General features: G+C 58.0%; 28 protein-coding genes. 10 read left to right on the forward strand and 18 right to left on the reverse strand.

Annotated elements, in window-relative coordinates:
- Positions 1 to 33: 33 nt before the first annotated feature.
- From FJ145_14220 to FJ145_14230, 3 genes are all read right to left on the reverse strand, one after another.
- A complete protein-coding gene (locus FJ145_14220) occupies positions 34 to 765 on the reverse strand; it encodes a CoA-transferase (protein ID MBM4262571.1) in 732 nt (243 codons plus the stop codon).
- Between the two features lie 103 nt (positions 766 to 868).
- Positions 869 to 1,303: a heme-binding protein gene (locus FJ145_14225; protein MBM4262572.1), complete on the reverse strand. Its 435-nt coding sequence runs from the start codon at positions 1,301 to 1,303 to the stop codon at positions 869 to 871.
- A gap of 26 nt (positions 1,304 to 1,329) precedes the next feature.
- Positions 1,330 to 2,241 (reverse strand): CoA transferase subunit A, encoded by a 912-nt coding sequence (locus tag FJ145_14230; protein MBM4262573.1) that lies wholly within the window; start codon positions 2,239 to 2,241, stop codon positions 1,330 to 1,332.
- A 313-nt stretch (positions 2,242 to 2,554) separates the two neighbouring features.
- Here FJ145_14230 and FJ145_14235 point away from each other — a divergent pair, with 313 nt between their 5' ends.
- The 3 genes from FJ145_14235 to FJ145_14245 all read left to right on the forward strand — a co-directional run bounded on the left by FJ145_14235 (position 2,555) and on the right by FJ145_14245 (position 4,139).
- Entirely contained in the window at positions 2,555 to 2,782 is a 228-nt protein-coding gene (locus FJ145_14235; GenBank protein MBM4262574.1) for a hypothetical protein, read from the forward strand.
- Positions 2,783 to 3,119: 337 nt separating this feature from the next.
- Complete coding sequence (locus FJ145_14240) at positions 3,120 to 3,851, forward strand: hypothetical protein (GenBank protein MBM4262575.1); 732 nt, start codon at positions 3,120 to 3,122, stop codon at positions 3,849 to 3,851.
- Positions 3,852 to 3,863: 12 nt separating this feature from the next.
- Positions 3,864 to 4,139 (forward strand): hypothetical protein, encoded by a 276-nt coding sequence (locus tag FJ145_14245; GenBank protein MBM4262576.1) that lies wholly within the window; start codon positions 3,864 to 3,866, stop codon positions 4,137 to 4,139.
- Between the two features lie 9 nt (positions 4,140 to 4,148).
- Here FJ145_14245 and FJ145_14250 read toward each other — a convergent pair whose 3' ends face one another.
- A complete protein-coding gene (locus FJ145_14250; GenBank protein MBM4262577.1) occupies positions 4,149 to 4,682 on the reverse strand; it encodes an RNA 2'-phosphotransferase in 534 nt (177 codons plus the stop codon).
- Between the two features lie 89 nt (positions 4,683 to 4,771).
- Here FJ145_14250 and FJ145_14255 point away from each other — a divergent pair, with 89 nt between their 5' ends.
- A complete protein-coding gene (locus FJ145_14255; GenBank protein ID MBM4262578.1) occupies positions 4,772 to 5,287 on the forward strand; it encodes a Rieske 2Fe-2S domain-containing protein in 516 nt (171 codons plus the stop codon).
- 125 nt (positions 5,288 to 5,412) lie between these two features.
- Here the strand turns inward: FJ145_14255 and FJ145_14260 are convergent, their stop codons facing one another.
- Positions 5,413 to 6,882: a hypothetical protein gene (locus FJ145_14260; GenBank protein ID MBM4262579.1), complete on the reverse strand. Its 1,470-nt coding sequence runs from the start codon at positions 6,880 to 6,882 to the stop codon at positions 5,413 to 5,415.
- A 15-nt stretch (positions 6,883 to 6,897) separates the two neighbouring features.
- A complete protein-coding gene (locus FJ145_14265) occupies positions 6,898 to 7,878 on the reverse strand; it encodes a hypothetical protein (GenBank protein ID MBM4262580.1) in 981 nt (326 codons plus the stop codon).
- A gap of 227 nt (positions 7,879 to 8,105) precedes the next feature.
- On the opposite strand from FJ145_14265, the gene FJ145_14270 reads away from it, so the two are divergent.
- Positions 8,106 to 8,750 carry a hypothetical protein gene (locus FJ145_14270; GenBank protein MBM4262581.1) on the forward strand — a complete coding sequence of 215 codons (645 nt, stop codon included), beginning with the start codon at positions 8,106 to 8,108 and terminating at the stop codon, positions 8,748 to 8,750.
- A gap of 55 nt (positions 8,751 to 8,805) precedes the next feature.
- Here FJ145_14270 and FJ145_14275 read toward each other — a convergent pair whose 3' ends face one another.
- Positions 8,806 to 9,411, reverse strand: coding sequence for a hypothetical protein (locus FJ145_14275; protein ID MBM4262582.1), 606 nt, complete (start codon positions 9,409 to 9,411; stop codon positions 8,806 to 8,808).
- An 87-nt stretch (positions 9,412 to 9,498) separates the two neighbouring features.
- On the reverse strand, positions 9,499 to 10,305 hold the full coding sequence (locus FJ145_14280) for a hypothetical protein (protein MBM4262583.1): 807 nt from the start codon (positions 10,303 to 10,305) through the stop codon (positions 9,499 to 9,501).
- 131 nt (positions 10,306 to 10,436) lie between these two features.
- Here FJ145_14280 and FJ145_14285 point away from each other — a divergent pair, with 131 nt between their 5' ends.
- The 4 genes from FJ145_14285 to FJ145_14300 all read left to right on the forward strand — a co-directional run bounded on the left by FJ145_14285 (position 10,437) and on the right by FJ145_14300 (position 15,131).
- A complete protein-coding gene (locus tag FJ145_14285) occupies positions 10,437 to 10,874 on the forward strand; it encodes a VOC family protein (GenBank protein ID MBM4262584.1) in 438 nt (145 codons plus the stop codon).
- 149 nt (positions 10,875 to 11,023) lie between these two features.
- Entirely contained in the window at positions 11,024 to 12,454 is a 1,431-nt protein-coding gene (locus FJ145_14290) for an MFS transporter (protein MBM4262585.1), read from the forward strand.
- Positions 12,455 to 12,545: 91 nt separating this feature from the next.
- Complete coding sequence (locus FJ145_14295; GenBank protein ID MBM4262586.1) at positions 12,546 to 13,838, forward strand: MFS transporter; 1,293 nt, start codon at positions 12,546 to 12,548, stop codon at positions 13,836 to 13,838.
- 6 nt (positions 13,839 to 13,844) lie between these two features.
- Complete coding sequence (locus FJ145_14300) at positions 13,845 to 15,131, forward strand: MFS transporter (protein ID MBM4262587.1); 1,287 nt, start codon at positions 13,845 to 13,847, stop codon at positions 15,129 to 15,131.
- Positions 15,132 to 15,242: 111 nt separating this feature from the next.
- Here the strand turns inward: FJ145_14300 and FJ145_14305 are convergent, their stop codons facing one another.
- Entirely contained in the window at positions 15,243 to 16,202 is a 960-nt protein-coding gene (locus tag FJ145_14305) for a dihydrodipicolinate synthase family protein (protein ID MBM4262588.1), read from the reverse strand.
- A gap of 51 nt (positions 16,203 to 16,253) precedes the next feature.
- On the opposite strand from FJ145_14305, the gene FJ145_14310 reads away from it, so the two are divergent.
- Entirely contained in the window at positions 16,254 to 17,834 is a 1,581-nt protein-coding gene (locus tag FJ145_14310; protein ID MBM4262589.1) for a sulfurtransferase, read from the forward strand.
- Between the two features lie 13 nt (positions 17,835 to 17,847).
- On the opposite strand, the gene FJ145_14315 is transcribed toward FJ145_14310, so the two are convergent.
- From FJ145_14315 to FJ145_14355, 9 genes are all read right to left on the reverse strand, one after another.
- Positions 17,848 to 18,684, reverse strand: a complete 837-nt coding sequence (locus FJ145_14315; GenBank protein ID MBM4262590.1) for an alpha/beta hydrolase — start codon at positions 18,682 to 18,684, stop codon at positions 17,848 to 17,850.
- A gap of 45 nt (positions 18,685 to 18,729) precedes the next feature.
- Positions 18,730 to 19,296 carry a hypothetical protein gene (locus FJ145_14320; protein MBM4262591.1) on the reverse strand — a complete coding sequence of 189 codons (567 nt, stop codon included), beginning with the start codon at positions 19,294 to 19,296 and terminating at the stop codon, positions 18,730 to 18,732.
- Between the two features lie 119 nt (positions 19,297 to 19,415).
- Complete coding sequence (locus FJ145_14325) at positions 19,416 to 20,465, reverse strand: amidohydrolase (protein MBM4262592.1); 1,050 nt, start codon at positions 20,463 to 20,465, stop codon at positions 19,416 to 19,418.
- A 127-nt stretch (positions 20,466 to 20,592) separates the two neighbouring features.
- Positions 20,593 to 21,225, reverse strand: coding sequence for a class I SAM-dependent methyltransferase (locus FJ145_14330; protein MBM4262593.1), 633 nt, complete (start codon positions 21,223 to 21,225; stop codon positions 20,593 to 20,595).
- A 58-nt stretch (positions 21,226 to 21,283) separates the two neighbouring features.
- The gene (locus tag FJ145_14335) at positions 21,284 to 21,868 is read right to left on the reverse strand and encodes a hypothetical protein (protein ID MBM4262594.1); all 585 of its coding nucleotides are present in this window, start codon (positions 21,866 to 21,868) and stop codon (positions 21,284 to 21,286) included.
- A gap of 43 nt (positions 21,869 to 21,911) precedes the next feature.
- Positions 21,912 to 22,898, reverse strand: coding sequence for a D-2-hydroxyacid dehydrogenase family protein (locus FJ145_14340; protein ID MBM4262595.1), 987 nt, complete (start codon positions 22,896 to 22,898; stop codon positions 21,912 to 21,914).
- A 19-nt stretch (positions 22,899 to 22,917) separates the two neighbouring features.
- A complete protein-coding gene (locus tag FJ145_14345) occupies positions 22,918 to 23,598 on the reverse strand; it encodes a hypothetical protein (protein MBM4262596.1) in 681 nt (226 codons plus the stop codon).
- Positions 23,599 to 24,046: 448 nt separating this feature from the next.
- Entirely contained in the window at positions 24,047 to 25,183 is a 1,137-nt protein-coding gene (locus tag FJ145_14350; protein MBM4262597.1) for a PQQ-dependent sugar dehydrogenase, read from the reverse strand.
- 4 nt (positions 25,184 to 25,187) lie between these two features.
- Positions 25,188 to 26,717 carry a serine protease gene (locus FJ145_14355; GenBank protein MBM4262598.1) on the reverse strand — a complete coding sequence of 510 codons (1,530 nt, stop codon included), beginning with the start codon at positions 26,715 to 26,717 and terminating at the stop codon, positions 25,188 to 25,190.
- Between the last annotated feature and the right edge of the window lie 107 nt (positions 26,718 to 26,824).

Raw genomic sequence — 26,824 nt, forward strand, 5'->3', positions numbered from 1 at the left:
AGATTCCTCGGTTTTGCCTCGGCATGATATGCGTCAGGAAGTCCAAACACCCTTGGGATCGTACTTACGCACGGCGGCAAGTTCGGCAGCGCTCGGGGGCGTCGTCTCTCGCGCGTCCGGTGCAACTTGCAGCGGCCAACCCGTTTCTTTCTTGATGTCGTCGACGCTCACACCCGGATGGTACGAACTCAACATCATTTCATGGTTCTCGGCATCGAACGAAAACACGCCCATGCTGGAGATCATGCGGCGCGGGCCGCCGCCGGGCAGCCGGTGGCGCGCCCGCCAATCGCCGCCCGCGCCGAAGCCGGGGGACGTGACGTAGCGCACTTTGGGCACGAAGCGGCGTCGCTCGTGGTTCATAATAATGATGCAGCGCTGTGCCATAGTGGCGATGTCGGCGGCGCCGCCGCTGCCGGGCAGCCGCGTGCGCTTGCCGTTGTCTGCGACCCAGTGGGTGTTCAGATTGCCGAAGCGATCGACTTCAGCTCCGCCAATAAAGCCCAGATTTACCCGGCCTGATTGCAAGAGATACATCACATCGTTCAAGGCGCCGCAGGAGAGCGCCTGCGCGACGTTGGGCGGATCGCTCATGGTGAACATTGACTGCAATGCCGGCCGGTCGCGGATGACCCCGTTCTCAAAAACGCCCAACGCATTGGGCGCATGGGTTTCTTTCGCCACCGCGAAACCCAGCAAGGGCAGGCGCATGCCGACAAACACGATGTCGCCGTCGCGGATCTCGCGCGCCGCGGCGGCGACCATTAGTTCTTTGCGAGTGTAGCTCACTTGTTTGTCGTCTAGAGTCTAGCGTTTAGGGTTTGGAGTTCCGGAACGCTAGACCCCAGACGCTAGACGCCAAACGTTTCTACGCTTTATTGAACGCGTCAATTCCAGCCTGCACGATCTGTCGATCCACGGCCGCGGGCGCGCCGCTGAAGCCGACGCCGGCGATGCATTGGCCGTCAACGGTGACGGGTAGGCCGCCTTCGATGCTGACAAACCAGCCGGGGCCAACGGCGAGGGTTTGCGCCAGCACTTGGTGGTCGGGGATTTCGCTGCCGTCGCGCCCGGTCTTGCCAGTGGCTGCGGTGGTGAGCGCGGCGCCGCGCGCCTTGGCGAGCGCGATCATGACGTTATGCGTGCGGCCATTGGTCATGCGCTTAAAGGCCATCAGATGGCCGCCGGCGTCGACGATGCAGATGCTGCCGATCTGTTTAAGCTCCTTGGCCTTTTCGACGGCGGCGTTGACGATGATGTCGCAGCCTTCCTGGGACAGTTTTGCGGTTGCTACGGTTTTCATGGATGCCTCCTGTATAGTTTTTCCGATTAGTAATTGAAGCTCACCGTCGGTGCAAGCAGGTTTCCTTGCGGCCTTAGATGCTCCACGCGCTCTTGGCCGAGCCGTGAGAGAAACGCCGTATGGTCGGCAACGCCGTAGACGAATTTATCCAACCACTGCTCGAAGCCTTCACGGCTGCGCGTCGCCTTGTGATAGTCGAAGTAAAATTCGTCGTCGCGCCGGGCATAGCCTTGGCAGGGCGATGGGTGGGAGCCAAAGGGAACGTGGACGACGCTTGAAACGACAAAGCCGGGAATCGCCGTGCGGTTGGGGTCGGCGAGAATAGTTGCATGATCGACGATCTCTTCGCAGGTGAGAATGACCCGCTTGGCGGCAAAGGCAGCGTCGCGCATGACACCGAAATTGCCCCAGACATGGGCATTGCCCTCGCCGTCGGCCCGCTGCACATGCAGGATCGCCACGTCGGGATGAATCGCGCGGACAGCTAGCAGTTCTTTGCCGGTGAAAGGGCAGGTTACTCGGCTGAACTGTTTGTCGTGAGCGAAGTCACAGCCGCGCACCGACTTCGTTGGCAGGAAGGGCAAGCCCATGGCCGCTGCCTGCAGGCCAAGTCCGATGGTGAAGTTGGAGTGCTCTTCGATCTCGATGGCATGCGGAATGTCCGCTTCGGCAGCGCGCCGGTAGTTGTGGCCTAGCCCGGCGGCGACGTTGCCGACCCAGGACGCGATGATTTTTTTTGCACAGCCGGACCCGATCAATTGGTCGAACTGGATGTCTGAGATGGGACAGATCAGCGTGAGCTCTTTTTTCTTTTGGCGAATAATTTCGTAGCTCGCCGCAAACGGAATCAGCGACTCTAGCGCGCAGCCCATGGTGACTGAGTTGCCGTCCTCGACGTGAGTTGAGATTGCCTCTCGCAAAGATTGAGTCTTGTTCATCGAGCCTCATCTGTACGCACTCCAGGTTGAGAGATCAACTGAGCGATGGATAAGCATGACGCAATGCCAGATTTCGGTGGATAAATTGTCATTGGGTAGCCCGAAATGTAAAGCCAAGCACAGTGCGGCGCAAAAATGCCCGAAGGCGCCCAGTTCCACAGCCAGATCGATCGATGCCACAGCATAGCTAACTAGCTGTTACTGTGAGACAAGTTGAGGTTTCTGAGCGGGGCGACTCAACCATCGAGAAGCTGCGTGAAACGGTACGAGTGTTGCTGTGTCAACTTCCCATAAATTCACGTCGAGGGTATCTTTGGTTAAACTTGTGGCAGTTGTCGTAGCTTTACTTGCAGTTCTCGGTGCTGCGGGCTTTTACGCAACCTCTGGCACGGCCGGGACCGAGGCAAACCGCAGTTCACAATTGTCCGATCCAGCGGCGAAAGAGGACGACGCCTCGATAGTGTCGAATGGCCTGCTCCTAGTGGGCGTCGGCATGATCGCAGCGGGTATGGTCGGCAAGCGCAAGATCGCCGGAAAATAGTCGCTAAAAAGATCCCGCAAAAAGATCGCCCGGAAGTTTCTCTCGGTTCCCTGCTTGTTCTTGGTCAGCGTGTTTTAAGTGCTGCCTGGGCATCTCTCAACAGAGTAAAATCCACCACATCGGCGACCGTAACCCCTTTCGCGGCTCCGCCCTGGCGCGCAATCTCCAACACACTTTCAATGCCTTTCACCGAGGCCGTGCCATCTTTGCTGTAGGCCTTAAACGTTTGGTCGTATCACGGTTCTCCCCCGAGACGAGCGCAAAAAAACCATAAATCAGTTTGCTTTACCAGGCGCGCGTATCGCGCTAATAATCGCTTTTGCATTGAGGAGGCTCTATGTACGGCTGGCGTGCTCGGGTCGGCAACATTTCCCCTACGGCGTGCGCCGAGATATTGCCCTATGAATTTTACCGCGTTGCGCCGGAGGGTGTGACGTTCGTGACAACGAATCTGGTGATTCGCGATGCGCGCGAGTCTAGCCAAGTCGCCGCCTCGTGGGAGCGCTTCGACACCGCATTCGAAGACTTGCTTCAGACCCGCGTCGATCACATCACGCTCAGCGGCGCGCCGCTGGTGTTGGCCAACGGCGTCGAGCGCCACGCGGCGTTGCTCAAAAAATATCGCCAGCGTATCCCGGTGCCGGTGGGCACCAGCCCGCAGTCGTTTGCCGATGCGCTGAAGCACCTCGGCGCGCACAAGGTCGCGGTGGCGACCTCGTTTATTCAGGCACACAACGAATTGGTGCGAGCTTTTCTGAAGTCCGAAGGATTCGACGTCGTGGGCGTCGAGTCCCTTGACACTGGCATGACTTCACTGGAGAAGGCGATGCTCTCGCCGACTCAAGTCTATCGCCATGTGCGCGCGGTCGGGAAGAAATATCCCGGCGCTGACGCTGTCCTGATGACCTCATCGGCGTGGCCGGCGCTGACGATCATCCAGCCGCTGGAGGATGATCTTGGCAAACCGGTGGTGAGCAGCTCCATCGGCCAAATTTGGTGGCCGTTGAAAGAGCTGGGCATCAAGGCGGAGATCAAGGGCTACGGCAAGCTGCTGAGCACGCTCGATTAGTCGGAGAAAAGGGTGTCGCCGCGCGCGTTGATTGCCAAGGATCTGGAGATCGCTTCGCTTTCTGGGTCGGGTCTTGTGCAAGCGGCCTTGCAAGGCGCTGACACTGTCATCGTCTCCGCCGCGATCAACGGTTTTGTCTTCAAGCTCTTCGGTGCACCGGAGATCACCAGTCCGGCGCTGCTCAAGGGCAAAAAACTTGGCGTTAGCCGCGCATCCTTGGCGAGAATGCTGCGCGGCTCTATGGAGATCCGTCGAAGGGCTCCGAAGAGTCTTTTAGCAGATGGCTAGACTAGCGACTCACCGCAACGACAAATATCTCGCTGGAATCCCTTCGGCAAGAAACAGCGGCCCAGCTTCGAACAGCCGAACACCGGCATCGCAGGCCGCCTGCGCATCGATCACCAAAACCGCCGGATTGGGATCAAGGCGGCGGGCGATTGAAGCTGCTTCTTCTGCCGTGCGACTCAAGTGCACATACTGCCTGTCCCGAGGCTTGAGACCATTGCGAAGAATTCCCTGGGCGATGTCCCGCGCCGCGCTGAAAAACAACTGTGCGGGTGGTTCTGCTGTGGGCTCATTCAACTCCAACGGAAACGAGTGCCCGTAGGTGGCGCGCACTCTATCGCCGCGCAGCTCAAAGCGTTTTTTTTCACTGCCATTGATCAGGTCGCGAATCTGCTGCTCGTTGGCGTCGTAGAAGCGTTGCTGGACCAAGTCGACGACCTCCTGCCACGCCGCAAACCCCTGGCGGTCGATTGCCAACGGATAGTCTCTCGGTTTATGGCGCAGCACATAGGTTAGAAAGCGCGACAATCGTTCCGGAGCCAGCACGGGTCACCTCACTGTTCTCGACCAAATTGCAACTATGCTATAGTCGCGACTGTTGCAACAGCAAAACCTCAGATGTGGAGAGGAATGAAATGAACGCATCACCCGATCAATTCGCTGGCGATTCGGCAGACGTCGATTTCGTCCACACCGGTCCCGGTACGCTTGCGGGAAAGTATTGGCGCCGCTCTTGGCACCCGGTCTATGGCACCGACCGACTTAAACCGGGTCGTGCGGTGCCGATTCGATTTTTCAGCGAAGATTTTACGCTCTATCGCGGCGAGTCCGGCATACCGCATGTCGTCGATTTTCGCTGTGCGCATCGCGGCACGCAGCTCTCGGTTGGCTGGGTCGAGGGCGAGGATATTCGCTGTTTCTATCACGGTTGGAAGTACGACTGCTCGGGTCAAGGTGCGCACCAATCTCTACATCATGCCGAACATTCCCTATATCAAGGGCTCGCCGGAGGACGACCGCGAAGACTGGCGCGACGCGTTCGCCTGGCGCGTGCCGAAATCTGGGCACGCGAACTGCGAGCGCTGGCCGAGGGACAGCCGCTCAAAGGGTGGAGGCTTGCCGACTACACGCGCGCCCAGGTGGGGGTGTGAAAGATCTATTCGTTATTGCGCAATGTGTCATCCTGAGCGGAGCGAAGGACTTGCTTCTTCCCGGGTGCACCAGGAAAAAAGCACATTCTTCGTCGCACGGCTCCTCAGAATGACAACAGGGGCGGCTAGCTTGCCGCCGACGCTCTCCGTCCCGCTGACAAAGTAAAATCGTTTCTGCGAATGTAGACGCTCGCCGGCCCAGGTTTTTTGGCGATGTCTTCGACTAGTTTTACCAACGGCTTGCGGGCGTCGAGATATTCTTTTCTCGGCGGTGCGTTTTTCAACGCGTCGACAAACTCGGGCCCGGCGTAGTAGCGCATGATCAGCTCTTCGTCGGAGACGCTCGGACCGCCGTATTGGGCGCGCACTTCTTCCAAGGGCGTGTTGGGCACTTCAAAATTTTCCATTTCTTTGGCGCGCTTGCGGTTCAAAATTTTTGCTTTGATGTCTTTGTCCATGTATTGGGCGCCTTCTTTGCCCCACAGGCCCATGGCGAACTGGATGACTTGGTCGGTGACTTCTTTGTAGCGCTCGCCGGTCATGATGTTGATCGCCGCCTGGCTGCCGACGAATTGGGCGAAGGGCGTGACCATAATCGGATAGCCCAACTCGGCGCGGACTTGGACGATCTCTTCGAGCACGTCCGGCATCTTGTCTTCTTTGCCGAGCATTTTTAACTGATGGCGCAGGTTGGAAATCATGCCGCCCGGCACCTGGTGGCGGTACCAGCCTTGATCGAACTCGCGCGGCGCGCCGATCGGCAATCCGGCCTCGGCGGCGCAGCGGCGAAAGTGCGCTTCCACCGGCGGCAAGACTTTTTCGTTGACGGCGACCTTGTAACCGAGCGCGCGCAGGTTGTTCACCACGTTGAAGACTGACGGTTGCGCCGAGCCGTTGGCCAGCGGCGGAATCGACGTGTGGACGATGCGAATGCCGGCTTTGACGACTTCGAGGACGTTGAACGGCGCCAGGCCATTGTTGCAATGGCAATGAAACTCCACCGGCACGGCGCCGATGTTGTCGAGAATAAGCTTGGCCAAGAACGATGCGCGGTCGGGCGTGAGCATGCCGGCGACGTCTTTGAAGCAGAGACGATAGGGTTTCATCGCCGCCGCCTCGCGCACTTTGTGCGCCCAATGCTCGTCGGTATGGCGCGGCGAGATGGTGTAGATCAGATTGACCACGGACGTCATACCCATCTGCTTTAGTTCTTCGACCTCGGGTTTCAACTCACTGTAATCGTTCCACGGATCGGAGAGGCGGGTCTGGTTGATGCCGTAGCCGATGACGAGTTTTAGCAGCAGCCGTGGAATGCACAACGGGCTCAAAATAAAGCCGCCGGTGAGACCGCCGTGGTAGCGCAGCTGGGTATTTTTGATTTCTTTTTGTCCGTAGCGCACCCAATCCCACGGGTTGTCGAGCTGCTCGCGGATGACTTTCTTGAAACGGCCGGAGACGAAAAACTCCATCGCCTCAAAGCCCGCTTGGTCCATGTGCTGCAACACCGGGTGCATCATGCCAGTGGTCATGTTGTGCGCCCACAGGCTGGTGTTGCCGTCGCGCAGGGTGGTGTCGACGATGCGGATTTCTTCCATGAATCGACCCTGAAATCAGAACTTAAAATGGCCTTCTTTGAGCAGTTGATCGATGATGCTGGTGTCAATAAACGCCGCCGGATCGGCCTTGAGGGCGGCTGGCGTCGTGCGGCTGATCGCTTGCAGCGTATTTTTCATGGCCTCGAGTTTCGGTCGCGGATTTTTGTCAGCCCATTTGGCATAGGCGGTGTAGGAGTATTCCGTGTCTTCTTTGCTGGTGCCGAGAAAGTCGACGAGATAGGAGAGGGTTTTCTCCTTTTGCGTGAAATAAAACTTCATCGCGTCAGCCAGAGCTCGCTCCACGCGCACGACCGCTTCACGATTGCCGGCGAGAAAAGATTTCTGCACCCATTCACCGTTTTGCTGCCACTGAATGCCTAGGTCCGGCAGGGCGTAAAGCTTTCGGATGCCCTTGGCTTCGCCAATTTTATCGAAGGGCGGCGGCAGCACCGAAAATTGCACGTCGCCTTTTTCCAACTGACTGATGACGTTGTGCCAATCGGGCCGTCCCATTTGCACAAACTTCACGTCTTTCTCGGGATCGATGCCGAGCTTCGACAAACCGAAGCGCATGGCGACATCGGGCGCGGCGCCGAACGGTCCGCCCACTTGGCCGGTTTTGCCTTTCAAGTCCGCAACTTTGGTGAATTCCTTGCGCGCGACGAGATAGTAGGGAAAGACATTGATCCACGACGCGATGTTGATAAAGGCTGGCGCACCTTCTAACGTTGCGGTGGTGAATGCCGCGCCTGCGCCCATCGTCAGCTGCATGCTGCCGCCGAGTATCGCTTGCACGGCGGCCGTGGTTTGGGTCTCGATGATTTTGACCTCTAGCCCATGTTTGGCGAAGAGATTTTCCTTTTGCGCGATCAGCAGTGGACCTGTGCCGGGATTAATGCCAGTCTGGCCAATTGTTAGTTTAATCGGCTGGGCGCTCGCTGGTTCTATGAATGCGAAGGGAAATACACAAAGCGCCGCTAAAATGAGAGTAAACATAAGCTTGCCTCCTAGTCGGGTCGCTATATTTTCGCCGGATCATAGGGCGGGTCGATTGAGCCTGTCAAGTTAAAGTTCAGCCGATATTTCGCGTCTTAGATCAGGTGGGAATGATTCTCTTTTTTGCATATTCCTTGCTCGCAGTTCTATTCGCGGGTTGCGGGGCCATCGTAAATCAGCCGGCGCTTGAGGTCGTCGAATCGCCGAGCGTTGCCGGCGCGGGTGCGTTGGCGCGATTCTCAGTGACCGTGCACGTGATCCTGCAGGAGCATGAGAACCCCAATCCTGAGGGGCGTGCCAAGCAGGACCTCAACAAAGTGGCTGTCTGCCAAGCCAACGTTGTCGAGTTGGCGAGTCGGATAGCCGCTTCCGGCGTCAAAGCCGTCGTCGTCGAAGGGGTTTACGGCGCGGGAAGTTTGGCCAACCCGGAAGCGATCACCGTTGATGAAATCGCCGACACGGAACGGAGCAAAGCAAAATGGCTGCTAGCCCAACGCAGCGACCTAACGGTCTATGGTTTCGAGCTCAAACCGCTCAATGAGTTTGGTATCGCCGTGATCGGCGAGATGGGCAAGTCGGTGGCGCAGGCCAATGAGATCGCAAAACAGGTGGGTTCTGCGCTGGGGCCGGATGACCACGAGCGTTACGACCGATTTATTCAAGAAGAGTTTACCAGGCTCAATCTCTGGTATGCCGGCGTGATTCCGGAGCGCAGTTTTTTGGCGCTGCAAACCGCGCTCGCTGTCGCGCTCGCCCGCAGCGAAAATGCCGTGCAGCTCGTTATCGGCAAGCAGCACTGGGGTGACTTGGCCTACGCGGCCAATCGGCACCCCGACGTCCGCATACGCCTGGTGCCCTATAGCTGCTACTAAAATCGCTATTTGTTTTTCGGCTCGTGCTTGATGATCGGCCGCTGTTTGCCTCCGTTCAGTGCTCGTAAGAATATGTCTCGGCGCAGTCTAGCTTCACCAGGTTGCAAAAGAAATCGCGCACCGCCGGTTCGTACATGAAGCGGGTGTAATCATAGTAGGGCCCGTAGCTCGCCCAAATCTCTTTGTCTGGCTCGATATCTTTGATGGCGACGAAAATAAAATATGGGTAGTCGCAGAGCTGGCGGATGGCGGCGTTCTGAAAGCCGGTGTCGCGGCCGTTGACCTTGCTCGGTGCGAAATTGATGCGCCTGACGTTGCCACCGAACTCTTTGCTGTCGAGGTATCTGTAAGGCGCGGTTTCTTCCCAAGCGCATTCGGGAATCGACGCGATGTAATGATTGCCCGCCGGGTAATCTTCCGCCGTGCGCAGCCGCCCGCCCAGATGGCCGATGACTTCGCCTTCTTTGATCTTGACCTTGGCAAACAGGCCGTTGCCGGCACCAGGAATGAGCGACGGTTTGACTTCGGTGCGCTTGTCTAGATCCGTGTCGATCTTGAGAATGGGCACGAGTTTCACCGGTTCGTCGTTGGCGCGCGATATATAAAAACTAGAGAACAATAAAGCGGTTATCGCTAGACCGTAGATCGTGAAATGTTTCATCGAGATTCGATTTGGCGCTCGCAGTTGGCGATCAGTTATTTTCACCCGGAACCATGAGCGCGCGTGCTTGTCAATCCATTGTGTCGATCACACCAACTTGAAGAGCTTTTTAGTATTGAGCGCGAGAATGTTGGCCTTGTCCTGCTCGCTGATTTTCGCTTCGTTGATATCCGCCAGCGTGTGGCAGTGTTCATAGCTGGCAGGGTGGGAATAAAAAAGACTGCCAAAAAGCAGCCGGTGCGAACCGACCGCTTCGACGAAGTTCTTGATATAGCCGGCGCCTTTACAATGGGCGGTGTCGAATAGAATGTTCTTGGTGCGCTTGGCAATGTCGAGCGCCAGTTGGCTGTTGGTGTTGGTCGTGAGCGCGTCGAGTGAAACAAAGGTCAGCTCGGGAAATTCGACCGCCAATCGCTCCAGCCGCCAAACCGCTTCGAGATTGGACTCGGCATTGGTATGAATCAGCGGCACCAGGCCCAACTCGCTGACTTTTTTGAGCAGCGGCCGCATCAAGGCATGATCGACGGCGAGTCCTTGGAAACGGTGATGCCAAACGACGCCCTGGAGCTTGAGCGCGTGTTTGATCCGTTCCAGCTCGCCGAGCGAGCGTGCGCCATGCAGCGGCTCGACGATGCCGCAGGCGACGGGAAAACGCTTGGGATCGCGTTCTTGATAGGCGGCCACGACGTCGTTCGAGCGCATGGTGTCTTTGATGCCGTCGGCCTGTATGTAGCCGGTGGCGGCCAAAATCGCCGACTGAGTGACGCCGTTGGCGTCCATGATGCGCACACGGCTGGCGTAATCTTTCTCTTGCCAGCCTTCGTTTCCTGGGCCCTCTTGCAAGCTGCCGCCGCTGAGCGAACCCAAATGGTGGTGAATGTCGAAGACTTCCATCGTACTCTCCGTTTAAATGCTAGCGTGAAATAGAAGAATTCATTAGACCCGATGGGCGCCCAAACGCAAGGGAATCCGGTTGACAGCCGCGCGCGGTTCGGCGCAAATAGGGAGCACAAAAGGAGGTTCCCATGGGACAGCTAAAAATCGAAGGCGTGACGCACTGGTCGATTCCGGTCAACAATCTCGAAGAGTCGGAAAAATTCTACGGCGACCTGCTCGGCTTGAAGCACCTCGGCCGGCTCGGTGACTCCGGCATGTCGTGCTTCAATGTGGGCGATCATAATATTCTCCTGTGCACGCGCGCTCCGAAGGTCGACCGGAATTTTGTCGAGGAGCGCAACGTGCATCATTCGTTCACCGTGGGACCGGAAACATTGGAAACGGCCTGCAAGGTTTTCAAAGCACAGAAAGTAAAGATCGAAGAACTTTATTATCGCAAGGGCGGCTACTTCCCGGGCCGCGAGCTCTACTTCTTTGACCCAAGCGGCAATCGGCTCGAGCTGCGCGACCCGACTTGGAAAGCCGGCATGCCTGAGCCGTCGTTCGAGGAAGTTGCCGGTAAGTAGCCGGGTAAGTTTGGAATTCTTCACTGGCGCGCCGTCAGTCTCACGCACTCGTTGATGCGAGACTGTGTCGCAATTCATAGATGAGCCGAAGGCGAAGAATCTGCTTCGTACAACTGTACAGAAAAGCAGATCCTTCGCTTCCGCTCAGGATGACAAAACGGCTGGTTTCTCGGTTGCGACAGAGTCCCGGCGCTGGTGAGACTGACGCACACTCAGCCCGCGGTTTGCAAGACTCGCCGATATTCGTTATCCCAAACAAGTTGTGCGCAATCGGAGAACCTTTGGCTGGCCCATCGACTAACGCAGACAACTCAAGAGCCGCTTCGAGCCGTTCCCCTGAGCCCGATAAAAAAGTCGCTTTTGCCGCGCTGCAGCACCGCGACTATCGCTGGTTTCTTGGCGCCACCATGCTCGCCATGATGGCGGACAACATCGAGCATGTGATCAGCTATTGGGTGTTGTTTCAGAAGTTTCAGTCGCCGGTGCTGGCCGGTTTTGCCGTCATCAGCCATTGGACGCCGTTTCTCTTACTCTCGGTTTATTTCGGTGCGCTGGCCGACCGCTACGATTGCCGCAAGCTGATTCAGATCGCCCAGGTCATGTACATGGTCGTGTCGGCCACCTGGGCGATATTGTTTTTAACCGACACGATTCAAGTTTGGCACGCTTGTGTGCTTTTGGTGATCCACGGCATCGCCGGGGTGTTTTGGACGCCGGCGGAGATTCTTCTGATCCACGATATTGTCGGGCCGAAAGATTTGCCGAGCGCGGTGCGGCTCAATGCCACGGCGCGCCAGCTCGGGATTCTTTTCGGCCCGGCGGTGGGCGGTGGCTTGATGTTGTGGTTCGGTGCGCCGACGGGGCTGTTCGTCAACGTGCTTATCTATGTGCCGTTTACGATTTGGCTGATGCTGGTGCCCTACACCGGCCACCTGCGTGATGGCGCGCCGGCGCGGCGCGGCATGCGCTGGCGCGAAGCGTTCATGATCATGCGCGACGTGATGGAGCATCGTTCGATCGCCACGATGATCTTTCTCGGCGGCGCCGCGTCGCTGTTCGTCGGCAACGCCTTTCAAGCGGCGATGCCGGAGTTCGCTCACGATCTCGGCACCGAGAAAGCTGACTTCGCTTACAGCGCTTTGTTAGCAGCCAATGCCGCCGGTTCGGTCTTTGGCGGTTTCGTGCTCGACGGCAAACAGTGGATTCCGCCGACGGTGAAGGCGGCGATCGCCTGCGCGATTCTCTGGTGCGTGGTCATGACCGGCTTTGCCTTTTCGACGAGCTATCCGCTGTCGCTGATTCTATTATTCGGCGCCGGCGCGCTGAACTTGGCGTTCTATTCGATTGCCCAAACCATCGTGCAATTGGAATCGCCAGTGGCGCTGCGCGGCCGTTTGATCGGGTTGTTTTCCATGTCGGCCTTCGGTCTGCGCGCCTTCAGCGGCGTAACCGTCGGCGTTATCGGCGGCCTGATCGGCATTCACTGGTCGCTGGCGCTGAGCTCACTGATTCTCCTCGCAGTCACCATCGCGTTGTTCGCTTTCGCGCACCAGAGCCGCGCGGTCACCGAAGCGAGTTAACAGAATCTTTCTCCTTCTTTGGTCTGGTTGCGAGCCTGGCGGTTATCCGTTACTTTCCAAAGCTAATCTTCTATTCTAATCGGAGCATTCCTTGGCATCTGCGAGTGACCATCAGCCGAATGTCGCGCCACCGTCGGCAGAGAAAAAGTTAGCTTTCGCCGCGCTGCGCCACAAAGATTTTCGCAGCTACTTCTGGACCACCGCGCTGGCCATGATGGCTGACAACATCGAGCATGTGATCAGCTACTGGCTGTTGTATCAAAAGTTTCACTCGCCGACGCTGGCCGGCTTTGCGGTGTTGAGCCATTGGACACCATTTTTGCTTTTCGCGGTTTACTTTGGCGCCATGGCGGACCGCTATGATTGCCGCAAAGTCATTCAAGTGGCGCAGATCATGTACATGGGCGTGTCGGCGTTGTGGGCGTTTTTGTTTTGGACCGACACGATTCAAGTCTGGCACGCCTGCGTGTTGCTGGTGATTCACGGCATGGCGGGGGTGCTCTGGGGACCCGGCAGTCAGTTGTTAATTCACGATATCGTTGGCCGGGAGCAGTTGCAGAGCGCAATTCGTCTAAATTCCACGAGCCGCCAGTTGGGAATTCTTTTCGGCCCTGCGGTGGGCGGCGGCATGATGCTCTTGTTCAGTCCATCGGTGGGACTGGTGGTCAACACATTGATCTACTTGCCGCTGACGCTGTGGCTGCTGCGCGTGCCCTACACCGGCCACAGCCGCGAGGGCGCGGCGCCGGCGCGGCGCGCCATGAGTTGGACCGACGCTTTCAAAGTCATCCGGGAAATTTCCGATAACCGCCCCGTGACTACAATGGTCATACTGGGCGGCTGCGTGTCGTTTTTCGTCGGCACGGCGTTCCAAGCAACCATGCCGGAGTTTGCCCACGACCTGGGTACTGAGAAAGCCGACTTCGCCTACAGCGCACTGCTCGGTGCCAACGCCGCCGGCGCGGTGGTCGGCGGCTTTCTCCTGGAGGGGCGCTCCTGGCTGCCGCCCAGCGTGAAGACCGCGATCATCAGCGCGATCCTCTGGTGCGTCACCATCGCGGCGTTTGCGCTGTCTTACAATTATTACCTCTCGCTCGGCCTGTTGTTTCTCGCCGGTGTATTGAACCTGGCGTTTTCGTCGATGGCGCAGACCATCGTGCAGCTCATGTCGCCGCCGCAGCTGCGTGGCCGGCTGATCGGTTTGTACTCGATGACCAGCATGGGCTTTAAAGCTTTTAGCGGCGTCACGGTGGGCGTGGTCGGCGGCTTGATCGGCGTGCACTGGTCGCTGGCCTTGAGCGCGATGGTTTTGCTGGCGATCACGGTGGCGCTCTTCGCTTTTTCGATTCCCGGACAACCGGCGGAGAAAGTGGTTCAAGGCTGAAGCCGCATGGCTGCAAAACCGCAACCAAAAACCCAGGAGCCCGCGGCGGCGCCGGCCAAGCCACGCGCCTTCGCCGCGCTGCATCACGCCGATTATCGGAAATATTTCTTTGTCCTGATGTTGGCGCAGATGGGCGACAACATCGAGCATGTGATCAGCTACTGGTTGCTCTATCAGAAATTTCACTCGCCGGTGCTGGCCGGTTTCGCGGTCATCAGCCACTGGACGCCATTTTTATTTTTCGCGGTTTACTTTGGCGCGCTGGCCGATCGCCACGACTGCCGACGCGTGATTCAGAGCGCGCAGGCGATCTACGCCGTGGTGTCGCTGCTTTGGGCGGTCTTTTTTCTCACCGACACGATTGAAGTCTGGCATGCCTGCGTGCTTTTGGTCGTGCACGGCATGGCCGGAGTTCTTGGCCAACCGGCCAGCCAGTTGATCATTCACGACATTGTCGGGCGCGAGCATTTGCAAAGCGCCGTGCGTTTGAACTCCACCGGACGCAATATCGCAATTCTTTTTGGCCCCGGCGTCGGTGGTACGACAATGCTCCTGTTCGGCGGTCCCGCGGGATTGTTCATCAACGCGCTGATGTACGTGCCGGCGATCATCTACATGATGATGATCCCCTACACTGGCCATGGCCGCGATGAAGCGGGGAGTGTGCGGCCGGGCCGAGCCGGCTTGGGCGGCGCCATCAAATTGCTGCGCGAAAGCGCGTCCAATCCGACTATCCTGTCAATGATCTTGCTGGGTGGCTCGACGTCGCTGTTGGTGGGCAACGCTTTCCAAGCGCAGATGCCGGATTTCGCCCACGACTTCGGTCATGACAAGCACGATTGGGCTTATAGTATTTTACTCGGCGCCAACGCTGCCGGCGCCGCAGTGGGTGGATTGCTCTTGGAAGGCACCGGTTGGCTCAAAGCCAACGCGCGCAACGCGGCGATCTGCTCGATTCTCTGGTGTGTCGCGATCATTGGCTTCGCAGTCTCAACAGTCCTGTCCTTTGCAATTGCGCTGTTGTTTTTCGCCGGCTTCCTCAATCTGGCATTTTTATCGATGGCGCAAACTTTGGTGCAATTACAGGCGCCGCCCAATCTGCGTGGCCGTTTAATCGGCTTGTTCAACACGTCGAACAACGGTCTGCGCGCCTTCAGCGGCGTCACCGTCGGTGTCGTCGGCGGCCTGATCGGCATTCACTGGTCGCTGGCACTCAGCTCGATGGTGTTGCTCGCCGTGACGATTGGGTTATTCGCGTTTGTGATTCCGGGGCGAGGGGCGGAGAAGAGTTAATGAATTCGGCTTCGGCTGTTTAACCGCAGTGCAAAAAACGTAAAGCCAAAATAAAAAGGGCGGGTTTGAACCCCGCCCGAAATTCGCCAGAGATAAATCGGTCTCTATTAGCTACGCCGCCCGTTCCGTTTTCGCTGCTTTGAATTGGTTTTTCTTCAAGGCTTCGTAGCTTGCCAGTAACTGCTTCTTTTCCGCTTCGCTGATGCCCAATTGTGGGCGGCGCACTTTGGCGGTTTTGATCAGGCCTTCGTGCTGCAGAACGACTTTGATACGGGCGACGGCTTCGACGATCGGTTCGCTGAAGACCAATTCCTTCACCGCTTCCAATTCTTTTTGAATGCGCGCGGCTTCTTCGTGCTGGCCGGCGCGGCCGGCGAAGTCCATGGCGCCCCAGCGCTCGGTGGCGACGTTGGCGACGCCGATAAGCGCGCCGTGGGCGCCGAGCTGGTAGCTCTCGGCGACGAACCGGTCGTTGCCGGTAAGGACGCGCATCTCGGCGCGGTCGTGTTCGAGGGCTTTGAGGGTGTCAGTGAAAAGTTTGATGTCGAAGGACGCTTCCTTGAAGGCGACGACGTTCTCGAGGCGGGCGATGCGGCAGATGGTCTCGGGGTCGTAGTAATAGCTCTTGACCGGTATTTGAAACAGCACCACCGGCAGTTTGGTCTCACTAGCGAGGTCTTCGAAGTAGCGAACTTTCAGGTTGTTGTCGACTTTTCCCCAGGAGAATAAGAGGGGCGGGAAGATCATCACGCCGTCGATAGCGAGGCTTTCCAAATCGCGCATGAGGCCGACGGTTTCGTCGGTGGATTGCGGCGCGATGGTGGCGATATGGGTTTTGCCGGCATCGCGGGCGATTTTGCCGCAGATTTCGTAGACCTGCCGCTTCTCCGCCAGGCTCAGCACCGGGCTTTCACCGATGCGCGCGCAGGAGACCAGACCGGCGACGCCGGGCAGCGCGGCGAAATATTTCGTCAGGCGTTCGAGGCTCGCCAAGTCCAACGAGCCGTCGTCGTGAAACGGCGTGACGTATGGAATATAAAGGCCGCTGAACCGATCGTGAATGGCTGCCATGTTGATCTCCTGGCTTGGAATTCTTGCTGCTCACGAGTAGAACAGACTTCGATGGCCCGTTCAAGTTCGAGGAGAGTCTCCATGGCCGCAGCAGTTTCTTGCCAAGAATTGTCGGCGCTGATGCCGTCGCCTGATCTCTATGCGGTTTTCGACGTGCGCGAGCGCGGCGAGTCCAACCAGGAACAAATCCCCGGCGCGACATCCTTACCGCGCAGCCAGATCGAATTCCGCATCGCCGAGCTGGTGCCGGACCGGAATATTCCAATTGTGCTTTACGACGAGGATGGCGAGCGCGCGCCGCGGGCGCGGTGCACTCTGGTGGAGCTTGGCCACAATTATGTCTCGCTGCTCGCGGGCGGTCTTCCGGCCTGGAAAGCGCAGGGGTATGGGACTGTCAGCGGCGTCAACGTGCCGAGCAAAGCCTTTGGCGAAAAAGTGCATCACGAACGGCAGGTGGCGGACATGACTCCCGAGCAACTGAAGGCGTTGCAGGATCGCGGCGAAGAGTTGGTGATTCTCGATGTGCGGACGCCCGAGGAATATGGCCGCTTTTGCATTCCCGGCGGCCAGAGTGTGCCTGGCGGCGAACTGATTCTTTGGGCTGACGAGTTGCGTCGCAGGCCGACAGTGATAGTCAACTGCGCCGGCCGCACCCGCAGCATCATCGCCGCTGCGGCACTGCGACGTTTAGGTTTAACGAATGTGCGCGCGCTGCGCAACGGCACCATGGGTTGGGTGTTGGCGGGGCTTGAATTGGAACAAAAGCCCGGCCGCGGCGGGCCGCAGGCGCCGGCAGAGAGTCGGGAGAGCGCCGTCGCGGCGGCGCAACGAATCGCTGAAGAAGAAAAACTATCTTTCCTAACCGTGGAGGAATGTCAGAAACTTGGAAACAACGAGCGCTACCTGATCGACGTGCGCTCGGAAAAAGAATTTGCCGAAGGCCATATCGATGGATCGATCAATGTTCCGGGCGGGCAGGCAGTGCAGCGCTCCGACGATTTCGTTGCCGTGCGCAACGCGAAGATTGTTTTCGTCAGCAGCGACGGCACTCGGGCGACCATGGCGGCCTATTGGTACCGCGAGATGGGTTTTCCGCAGGTTTTCATTCTGAGCGGAGGAAGCAAAGCCTGGCAAGCCAGCGGGGACAAGTTGCTCAGCGGGACGCCTGAATCTAAGCCGCTTGGTCTTGACGCTGTACTGCGGGAAACGAAAATGATCGATGCCGCCGATTTGGCTGAGCGAGCGAAGGGCGAAAGGCCTTTGATTCTCGATGTCGGCACAAGCCTCGATTATGAGTCAGGCCACCTACCGGGTGCGAAATGGATCTCGCGGGGTTGGCTCGACATCAAACTTCCTGGGTTATTTCCGGACAGGGCGAAGCCGATCATCGTTACCTGCAGCGATGGCCGCCAATCGGCTTTCGCGGCGCGAGCCCTGGTGGAAATAGGCTGGCAGAATGTTGCCGTGCTGCGCGGTGGCATTCGTGCATGGCAGGAGAGGGGACACGCGATCGAAACTGGGCTGACAGATGCACTGATTGAGCCCAACGATGTCGTGTTGTCGCCGTCGATCCGCGGCACCAAAGAGGATATGCAGAACTATCTAAATTGGGAGTTAAAGTTGAAACTATGATTAGGAGAACGGGCTAACCGGCGTGCTTGCGAATAAAGGCCGTCATTATCTCCATCGCTCGCATGGTTTCCGGCTTATCCGGAGAGGGCACCATCCGGTGCTCGGGTAGGCCGCTGAACATCTGTACGTCCATAGTGCCGCCGCGTCTGCGGTAGGAGGCAACAAACTTCTCTTCCATCTCCAAAGGATGATTCTTGTCGTTCTCTTTGAGTAATAGCAGAATCGGCGGCATCTCGATCTTTTCACCGCTATCACAGATGGTCTGTGGACTGCCTTCGCTCATCGCCTCTTCAGTGCGCCAGTAATCGTAGTGCGCCTTGATATGTTCTTGGTTGTTGATGCGCTTCGCGTAAAGAAACCGATAATGCGGACAGATGACTGGCCAGCCGGCGATCACGTACGCGAGGCTTGCATCCACTTGAGGAGACTTCGCCAGCGGCGATGACGCGTAGGCGGCGTGGCGCGGTCTCATCGCGCTCAGGACGACTTGATGGCCGCCGCTAGAATTCCCGAAGGCGCCGACTTTTGTCGAGATCTGGTATTCGGCTGCATGGGCTTTTAGCCAGCGCGTTGCGAGATTGATGTCACAGACGGATGCCGGATAGCCGGCTTCGGGTGGTTGGCGGAACTCTACCGCAGCGACGAGAATCCCTTGCGCCGCCAGGGCATGATCGATGCCGGCGTTGTTGGTGCGATCGCCATTGTGCCAGGCGCCGCCGTGCACGTCGATGATCGCTGGAAACGGCCCATCGCCTTTAGGCTGATAGATGCGCAGCGGCCAGGACTTGCCGCCGATGGATTGATACTCGACATCACGGACTTCGACTTCGTATTTGGCCGGGTGTGTCATAAGCCATACTCCGTCGTTGGAGAGTCTTTGGGCGTTCTATCTCGTTCAGCAGTTATCGTATTTCGCGCTGGCGAAATATTTCACCGATTTGGACGCGACATCGAACTGGAGCCGCTGATAGTTCGCCAAATCGATACCGTAGACATGGACCTCGACGGTGTTTTTCTGGGTGACGTTGAGCATCTCGTGGATGTCATCTTCCGGTGCCAATAGAGTCGAGACCATGCCGGTCTGGTTTTGATTCACACCGGTCACTTGCAGCTCGGCATAGCCGTCTTTCTTGCCGTCGTCCTGGCGTTTAAAGCGGGTTTCCTGCAGCTCGTTCTCGACCACCCCCACGAGTCCCCAAGTGTCATGGTTGTGCGCTTTGGCGCCGTCGCCGGGGCCCCAGACGACGGTCGTCACGTTGAACTTCGGCGCCCGGTGCAGCATGTAGCGGCCGTAGGTTTTGCCGCCATGCTGCTTGTACTGCGGCTCGACGCAATTGGGATTTTTGACGAGCTCGGCAAGCAGCGGTTTGGCGACCTCGACGATTTTTCCCGGCTCTGGGTAACGGCTAGTAATGCTATCTAAGTCTCGAATAAATTGCCGGAGATTGTATCTGTTGAGCATGGTGAGGATCAACGCAAAAGAGATTTTTACCGCGAAGACACGAAGATCACGAAGGGAAAAAGAAGATATATTCTTTATCCGAAACTTCGTGATCTTCGCGTCTTCGTGGTGAGTCCTTCTTACGCTGCTTTCTTTAGGCGCGGCAGCTTGGCGGCATCGATGTCGTAGAGCCGGCAAACGTTGTCGCAGACGACTTTGCGCTGGGTTTCTGCCGGTAGATGACCCAAGTCGCGCTCGATGATCTTGATCGAGTTGGGCCAGGTGGAATTCGGATGGGGAAAATCATTGGACCACATGATGTTGTCTTGGCCCCAGAACTTTAAGTTTTCGCCACAGACGTGGTCGTTAAAAAAGCAGGCGTAGATTTGATCCTTGATGAAAGCGCTGGGGTTTTTCGAGAAAGCCGGCGGATTCTCTTTCTTGAAACGATTGTAATAATAGTCCCACTGCTGAAACATCCACGGCATCCAGCCGGATTCGTTTTCCACCGAAACGATTTTTAGCTTAGGGTGGCGCTCCAGCACGCCGGAGAAGACCAGGTCGAACAAGCCGTTGGCGATGTCCATCAATTTCAGATTGACGCTGCCACGATAACGCTCGATGCCCTTGCGGTTCTTGTCTTTGTTGTAGCTGTGGCCGGTCAAGATATGCAGGCTCAGCGGCGCATCCAAATCTTCACAGGCGGACCAGAATTTTTCGTAATGATTGGAAGTGAACGGCAGATCTTTGTGGGGTGCTTGCCAAATGATCGCGCCTTTCAAACCTTTTTTGCGGCAGCGGTCGAGCTCCTTGACGCCATTGTCGATGTTGTAGACCGCGATGGAGGGAATGCCGATGAGCCGCGTCGGGTCCGTGCTGCAATAGTCAATCAGCCAATCGTTGTACGCGCGAAAGCATTCTTCCTGCAGACCGGCGTCGTCAAGGCCGAAAAGATCCAAACCCAAGGTTGGATAGAGCACCTCGGCGCTGAGCCCGTCGGCTTCCATTTCTTTCATACGCGCCTTGGCGTCCCAGCCGCCGGCGTGCTGCTGGAAGCCTTCGCCGACTTGGTGCGGCGGAAATTCCGGTGCTGTGTCGCGATATTTCGCCGACACGCCCTTCTTCCAAAGGTCCACCGGTTCCATCACGTGAGAGTCCGAGGAAATAATCAAATCGCTTGCTATGGCCATGGTTCAGTCCTCCTTATGGGATCGCGGCAATATTAAGCGCACATTAATGGATGGGCGGCTGCGCTGTCAATTGCCGGCAAAGGCAACTGACAATAGTGCGGAGGCGTGAGTCGGAGGGTGTGACAAGTTAGGCTTTGCGCCAGAGTGAGGCGAGCCAGGGTTGTTGCTCTCGTGGCAGGCCATCGGGGCGATAGTAATGACGAATTTCCTGGAAGCCCGCTTCGATGACCAGCTCGCGCCAGCGCGGCCAGTCGTGGTAGCTGCCGTAGCGCTCGCCGTTCCAACCTTCTTGGTTGTCGCCGCGCGGATTGGAGCTGAACAACACGCCGTCAGTTTTTAGCGAGTGCCACAGCTCGCGCAGCACCCGCGGCAGCTCCTGGCTCGGCGCGTGGAACAGCGATGCGTTGGCGAAGATGCCGTCGAAAAAATCTTTCGGCAAATGAAGTTGCAGAAAATCCTGCTGCCAAACTTCGCAGCCGCTGTATTGTTGCGCCAGCTTGACGAACTCTGCCGCGCCTTCGAGGCCGATGGGTTCATGTCCCAGGGCGCGAAAGATTTTCAAATCGCGTCCGGGGCCGCAGCCGAAATCGAGAATTTTATACGGCGGAGTGCCGTGGATTTGTTCGAGCAGCGCTTGGCGGTTTTGGCTGACGTCGTGGTCGCGGGTGTCGGCCCAGAAGCGTTCGGCGCGGGCGTCGTAGTGGCCGACGGTGCGAGCGGTAATCTGCGCCAACTGTGCGTGGGTTAAGCGGGTGGCCATCAGCGGGCACCCTAGCTTGATTTGGCTGCCAATTCGAGCGGGAAAGTAAAGGCTTCGACTATCGCGCCTGCTCCCCCCAGATGTCGTTGCCGGAGTGATGTTCCCTCGACGCGAAGAATTCCCGCTGCATGCGATACAGTTCTTGGTTGCTCAGTTCGTCGTTGTGTTCAAGGCCTTTGGCGTCGGCGTAATGAAACTGCACGGAATTGGCGCCTTTGGAAACTTTGATCAAGGTCCCTTGAATTTTGTCGACTACCCGGCCGACGGTGCGCAGCCTTTCACTCAGGTCGTAGATGTCCGGATTGCCGTCATCGGCGTGACGGGCTGCGCTTTGGGCTGAATTTATGCGGTCAAGCGCATCTTGAGCATAGGTTCTCGTTTCTGGCTGGAACGACGTTGTGGCAGGAGCCGGAGCGCTCGTCTCTGACTTCTTGAAGAGGTTGCGCAATAGGCTAGCTTTCTCCGGTTTTTCCGGTGCCAAAGTTTTGGCACGCAGGTGGTATTGCACCTTGTAGGTTGCGCCGATGACCTCGATCTCCAGATTTTCAGGAAAGAGGCTGGCGAGATCTCTGCCAATCGCGCGCAGCGCGCGGGCATAGGTCTGGTCGATGGTATCTGAGCCGAACAGTTTCAGGTTGGCCATAAAGACGCTCCTTATCTTGCATCGGCTATCGTGCTGAAGCGCTTTAAGCGGGCGTCTTGACCTCGGGATTTAACAGCTTGAGCGCCTTGCCGTCGAGGTAATCGATGATGTTACTTAGCGCTTGCTCATAGCGCTCGCTCAATATTTCCACGGTGGCGTAGCCTCGGTGTGACATCAGAATGGCGTTGTCGAAGCGCCGCAACGGATGGTCCATCGGCAGCGGTTCCTGATCGTAAACGTCGAGGCCGACACCGGCCAACTGGCCGCTTTGCAGCGCCGCGATCATGGCTTTTTCATTGATAATCGGGCCGCGGCCGGTGTTCACCAAAAACGCTCCGCGCTTCATGAGAGCGATCTCCTTGGCGCCGATCAAATCGACGGTCTGGGGAATAAATTTCACGTGCAAGGTGACGACATCGGACTGGCGCAGGAGCGTCTCGAAGGGGACCGACTCGGCGCCCACTTCGGCGGCGCGCGCCGGCGTCAGCGATCGTGACCATCCGAGCACGCGGGTGTTGAACGCTTTCATGATGCGCGCGACTTCATTGCCGATGCGTCCCAGTCCCAAAACGCCGATGGTTTTGCCTTCCAGGCCAATGCCGGCGAGCGCGGGCCAGCTTTCTTCGCGCATGCGGGCATTGACCTGTGGAATCTTGCGCAGCAACGCGAGAATCAAACCAACCGTCAGCTCTTTGGTGGTCGCACCGCTGTCGCTCGGCGTTCCCGATATGGCGACGTTGCGCTCGGTGGCGGCCGGCAGATCGAGATGGACGCTGGTGCGGCCGGTTTGCGAAATAAATCTCAAATTGGGCAGCTGGCGATATTCCTTGGCGCTAAAACGGGTGCGCTCGCGCATGAGCAGCAGAATGTCGAAGTCGCGCAGGCGCTGGACGATTTTCTCCGAGCTATCCAGCCGTTCTCTTAGGATCGTAATATCGGCGCGCTCGGTGAGTTTCCGATAGGCCGGCACCGTGTCGGCGAGATTTTCGAAGTCGTCGAGAATGGCGACGCGGGGACGCTGAACTGGCATCGTGAAAATTCCTTTTGGACTAGAGGCTTGCCGTCACTTCCACCTCGCAGAACTTGCCCTCGGAGGAATAGCCGTCGACAAAGCAATATTCTAATTGCGGCACCTTGGCGCCGACATGGCGCGCAAAGAGTTCTTTTAAATGATCGATGGTCTGGCTGCGGTGCAGATAAAACGACACCCGCGCGACTTTGTCCCATGAACTGCCGGCGTCTTTTAACGACCCGGCGATTCTTGGAAAAATATTGTCGAACTGCGCGGCCAACGTCGGCAGCACTGTGGTGACGCCGGAAAGCACGACCACATTTTCGAGCACCAGAAAGCGAATCGGCACGATGGCGGGCTCGTACTCGACGATCGTTTTCGCCGCCGCGGGGCTCGTCGGCCGCATGGCGATCAAGTCGATGGCGACGTTCGCCGTGGAATCGAAGTGTCCCGGCGCAATGTAGCTGGAGCTGGCCGAACGCGCTTTGCCTGAGAGAACTCGCACGCGCTCGGTGCTGCCCAGGTCGCGGCTGGCGCGGTCGCGCCCCCACAGCCGGCTGCGCACGGTGTGGTCGAGGGACAAGCCGTGCCCGCGCAGCTCGCTGTCGAAGCGCTGAAAGAGCTGCTGCGCTTCGAGCGTGGCGTTGGCTGCCGGCGCGGCTTCGCCGCAGAGCTCAATAAACTCATGTCCTAACCAGGAAAAAATTCGTGTGCGCATGTGCGGGGACCTTCCATTCAGGCGAGGCGATCCTACCCCAGCTGAAATAGGCGATCAATGACGAAATACGGCCGCGTCATTTGATGAAATCGAACCACAAAGAGCCCAGCGCAGCACAGCCGCAACCGAATCGGGCAAGAAATTTAACCGCAAAAAGGACACGAAGATCACGAAGGTAAGAGAAGAGAGTCAAAAAGTTTTCTCCGAACTTCGTGTCCTTCGTGCGCTTTGTGGTGAGCTGAGAATTTTAGGGTTTGCGTTAGCTGCGCGAATTGTCAACTACAGTGGTACAAGGAAACACAAAAGGCGCTGCGCGCTCGGATTACGAACCGGAGAATTTAACCGCAAAGAGGGCAAAGTACGCATAGGCGCGCTGCGCGCGCTCGCAATCGGAGAATTAACCGCACGATGGGTTTTGTAGGGGCAGGCCTTGCGCCTGCCATGCGGACTACTTGAAGCTCAGGCGCAGCACGCGGTCGTCGTCATCGGTGGGGCGGCCGCGGCCGTCGCGGTTGCTGGTGAGGAGATAGAGGCTGCCGTCGGGCGCTTCGGCGATGTCGCGCAGACGGCCAAACTGGCGCGCGAAGTGGCGTTCGAGTTTTTCGACGCGGCGTGGGTTGTTGGGGTCGAGCACGACACGGTAGAGGGTTTGGCCGCGCAGACCGGTAAACAGCAGCGAGCCCGACCATGGCCCACGCCCGACAAACGCCGCGCCGCCGGGCGCCCAGGTTTCGCTGGTGCCGGCGTGAATGACCGGCGTTACCATGCCGTCTTTGGTTTCGTCGCCGCGAATGTCCGGCCAGCCGTAGTTTTTCCCCGGCTCGATGAAGTTCACTTCGTCGCGGCAGCAGCCTTGAAAGCCGCTTGGGCCGTGCTCGGTGGCGTAGAGGCGGTTGGTGCCGGGCTGCCACGCCAATCCCTGGGGATTGCGATGGCCGTAGGAGTACACGTACGAATCGGCGAATGGATTGTCGCCGGGAATCGTGCCGTCGCCGTTTAACCGGAGAATCTTGCCGCTCAGCGATTTCAGATCTTGTGAATAGCGCGTGGTTTGGGCATCGCCGGTGGCCCAGTAAAGCTTGCCGTCGGGGCCGAACTTGACGCGCCCACCGTCGTGGTTGTTGGCACCCGGGACGTTGTCGATCAAAACTTTGTCGAGCGTGCCTTTGCCGTTGGCGTCTTCGCGCAATCGGACCAAACGATTGGTCATGCGGCCGGCATCGTTCCGGTAAGTGTAAGCAGCGTAGGCGTAGCGATTCTGAGCAAATTGCGGATCGAGGGCCAGGCCCATGAGGCCGGCTTCGCTGGTGGCGGCGACCTCTAGAATCATCCAAGGTTCGGCGCGTAGTTGGCCCCGCTCGATGACGCGAATGCGCCCAGGGCGTTCGGTTAGAAACACTCTCTCGTCAGGAGCAAAGGCGATGGCCCACGGTGTGTCGAGCCCGGTGGCAACGGTTTGAACGGTAAGACCGGCCGGCGTTTCAGAGGATTGGCCGTTGGAAAGCTGGCAGGCGACCAAGAAAAAAAACGCCAGCAGCAGGGCTACGCATGCTTCCGGGAGGCGCCGCTCGACAGTTGCTTTCACCAGCTCAACCTCCCTGGGTAGTGCTGCCGGCGCTGGCGGCGGGCTTGTCCCAGATCGCCTTCAAGTCGGCAGAGTAGGGGAAGCGGATGCCGTTTTCTTCGAGAATCTTGCCAGTCGATTCCATTAGGTCCTTGCGATTAAACACCATGGTTTCGTGGGTCATGACGCCGGACTTGGAAAACTTGAAGGTGACCTGTTGGTCTTGCAGGTCGCGCAGCAGTTCGACCAGGTGGCGCAAATTCTTTACCGGCACGCCGTTCACTTCGCTCACAACGGCGCGGTTGGGATCGTCGTAACCCTTGGTGATGCGATGCGGGAACGCTGGCGACGAAACCACCACCAACTCTTCGCCCTCGAACAACGGGCGATCGAAACGGCGGGTTAGCAGTGGGCTCGGCCGCGGGCTCAGCGAGGTTGGCCGTTGGTTGCCGAGGCGTTCGAGGAAGTCTTGAGTCGTTTCCGAGAACACCAGCGGGCCATAGATAAAATAGCGCGGCGCGCGGCTGAGCAGGTAGGGAATCACCAACTCGCGCTGGGTGCGCACCGGCACCTGGACCTTTTGGAAGTCGCCGTTGCGGAAAATCGTCAGGGGAATGCGCCCATCTTTCGCGTGCCGTTGCACCAGATAGGACGCCGAAACCCGCAGGTCGTAGCGCACCGCCACCTTGCCGTCGGCGTCAATGGGTGAGTCGCCGATCTGCGTGATCACGTCCCATTCCTTGAGCGGGTAGTCGGCGTCGCGGCGATAGGGCTCCGAGACCATGACGCCGTTGATGCCTTTGGGCATGCCGAGCTTTTGCCGCAGCGCGTCATTCTCGACGGTCTGAATAATCTCGAACATTTGCGGCTTGCCATCGTAGCGGCCGTCGGCGATATCGGCGAGAAATAATTTGATCTCTTCGACGGGAATCAGGTAGCCGATATTTTGCGCGTTCTGGATCAAACTGAACACCAGGCCGACCAATTTGCCGTCCGTGACCGCCGGACCGCCGCTGTTGCCAAAGTTGAGCGCGGCGTCGACCTGAATGCGCAGACCGCTGGTCTGATAATAATAGTCGGTAAATTCGATGCGCGAGACGATTCCCTGGGTGACCGAAAGCTCGGTGCCGCCGGTCGGATAGCCGTAGACGTTGACAGCATCTTTGACGCGCGGCAGGTCGTCGGCAAAAGCGAGAATGCCGCGCTTGTCGAAGAAGGACTCGTCGTCGAGCTTCAGCACCGCCAGGTCCATGGATGGTGTCACTGCCTCGACGCGCGCCGAGATGAGATCGGCGGACTGGTTGGGCTGTACATAAATTTGGCTGGCGTAGCGCACCACGTGGGCGTTGGTGAGAATGCGCTTGCCGTCGATGACCACCCCCGAGCCTTTGACCTGTTGCGGGCTATTGCGCGTCCACGGCCGCAGCACGTCAGGGGTGTGATGGGTGGCATGGATCTTGACGACCAAGTCGCGCGTCCTGTCCTGCGCATGGGCCGCAAACGAGAGAAAAACGATGAAGGCGACTACTAACCCGCGAACGGCGAAACGGTGCATGGACTCTCCAATCTAGACTGACCTTTTCGGGGTACAGCGCGGTCAGTATATAGAAAAGCGCTGCCGGAGTTAAGCTCGAACTTTGGCCGCCGCCTTTGACTGTTGGT

Source organism: Deltaproteobacteria bacterium (assembly GCA_016874755.1).
GTDB lineage: Bacteria > Desulfobacterota > Binatia > UBA9968 > UBA9968 > DP-20.

Bases quoted from the DNA above. Each gene is read 5' to 3' on its own strand.
- FJ145_14220 (MBM4262571.1), bottom strand. From the start codon at position 765: ATGGTCGCCGCCGCGGCGCGCGAGATCCGCGACGGCGACATCGTGTTT.
- FJ145_14225 (MBM4262572.1), bottom strand. From the start codon at position 1,303: ATGAAAACCGTAGCAACCGCAAAACTGTCCCAGGAAGGCTGCGACATC.
- FJ145_14230 (MBM4262573.1), bottom strand. From the start codon at position 2,241: ATGAACAAGACTCAATCTTTGCGAGAGGCAATCTCAACTCACGTCGAG.
- FJ145_14240 (MBM4262575.1), top strand. From the start codon at position 3,120: ATGTACGGCTGGCGTGCTCGGGTCGGCAACATTTCCCCTACGGCGTGC.
- FJ145_14255 (MBM4262578.1), top strand. From the start codon at position 4,772: ATGAACGCATCACCCGATCAATTCGCTGGCGATTCGGCAGACGTCGAT.
- FJ145_14260 (MBM4262579.1), bottom strand. From the start codon at position 6,882: ATGGAAGAAATCCGCATCGTCGACACCACCCTGCGCGACGGCAACACC.
- FJ145_14265 (MBM4262580.1), bottom strand. From the start codon at position 7,878: ATGTTTACTCTCATTTTAGCGGCGCTTTGTGTATTTCCCTTCGCATTC.
- FJ145_14275 (MBM4262582.1), bottom strand. From the start codon at position 9,411: ATGAAACATTTCACGATCTACGGTCTAGCGATAACCGCTTTATTGTTC.
- FJ145_14280 (MBM4262583.1), bottom strand. From the start codon at position 10,305: ATGGAAGTCTTCGACATTCACCACCATTTGGGTTCGCTCAGCGGCGGC.
- FJ145_14285 (MBM4262584.1), top strand. From the start codon at position 10,437: ATGGGACAGCTAAAAATCGAAGGCGTGACGCACTGGTCGATTCCGGTC.
- FJ145_14290 (MBM4262585.1), top strand. From the start codon at position 11,024: ATGACAAAACGGCTGGTTTCTCGGTTGCGACAGAGTCCCGGCGCTGGT.
- FJ145_14300 (MBM4262587.1), top strand. From the start codon at position 13,845: ATGGCTGCAAAACCGCAACCAAAAACCCAGGAGCCCGCGGCGGCGCCG.
- FJ145_14305 (MBM4262588.1), bottom strand. From the start codon at position 16,202: ATGGCAGCCATTCACGATCGGTTCAGCGGCCTTTATATTCCATACGTC.
- FJ145_14310 (MBM4262589.1), top strand. From the start codon at position 16,254: ATGGCCCGTTCAAGTTCGAGGAGAGTCTCCATGGCCGCAGCAGTTTCT.
- FJ145_14315 (MBM4262590.1), bottom strand. From the start codon at position 18,684: ATGACACACCCGGCCAAATACGAAGTCGAAGTCCGTGATGTCGAGTAT.
- FJ145_14320 (MBM4262591.1), bottom strand. From the start codon at position 19,296: ATGCTCAACAGATACAATCTCCGGCAATTTATTCGAGACTTAGATAGC.
- FJ145_14325 (MBM4262592.1), bottom strand. From the start codon at position 20,465: ATGGCCATAGCAAGCGATTTGATTATTTCCTCGGACTCTCACGTGATG.
- FJ145_14330 (MBM4262593.1), bottom strand. From the start codon at position 21,225: ATGGCCACCCGCTTAACCCACGCACAGTTGGCGCAGATTACCGCTCGC.
- FJ145_14335 (MBM4262594.1), bottom strand. From the start codon at position 21,868: ATGGCCAACCTGAAACTGTTCGGCTCAGATACCATCGACCAGACCTAT.
- FJ145_14340 (MBM4262595.1), bottom strand. From the start codon at position 22,898: ATGCCAGTTCAGCGTCCCCGCGTCGCCATTCTCGACGACTTCGAAAAT.
- FJ145_14345 (MBM4262596.1), bottom strand. From the start codon at position 23,598: ATGCGCACACGAATTTTTTCCTGGTTAGGACATGAGTTTATTGAGCTC.
- FJ145_14355 (MBM4262598.1), bottom strand. From the start codon at position 26,717: ATGCACCGTTTCGCCGTTCGCGGGTTAGTAGTCGCCTTCATCGTTTTT.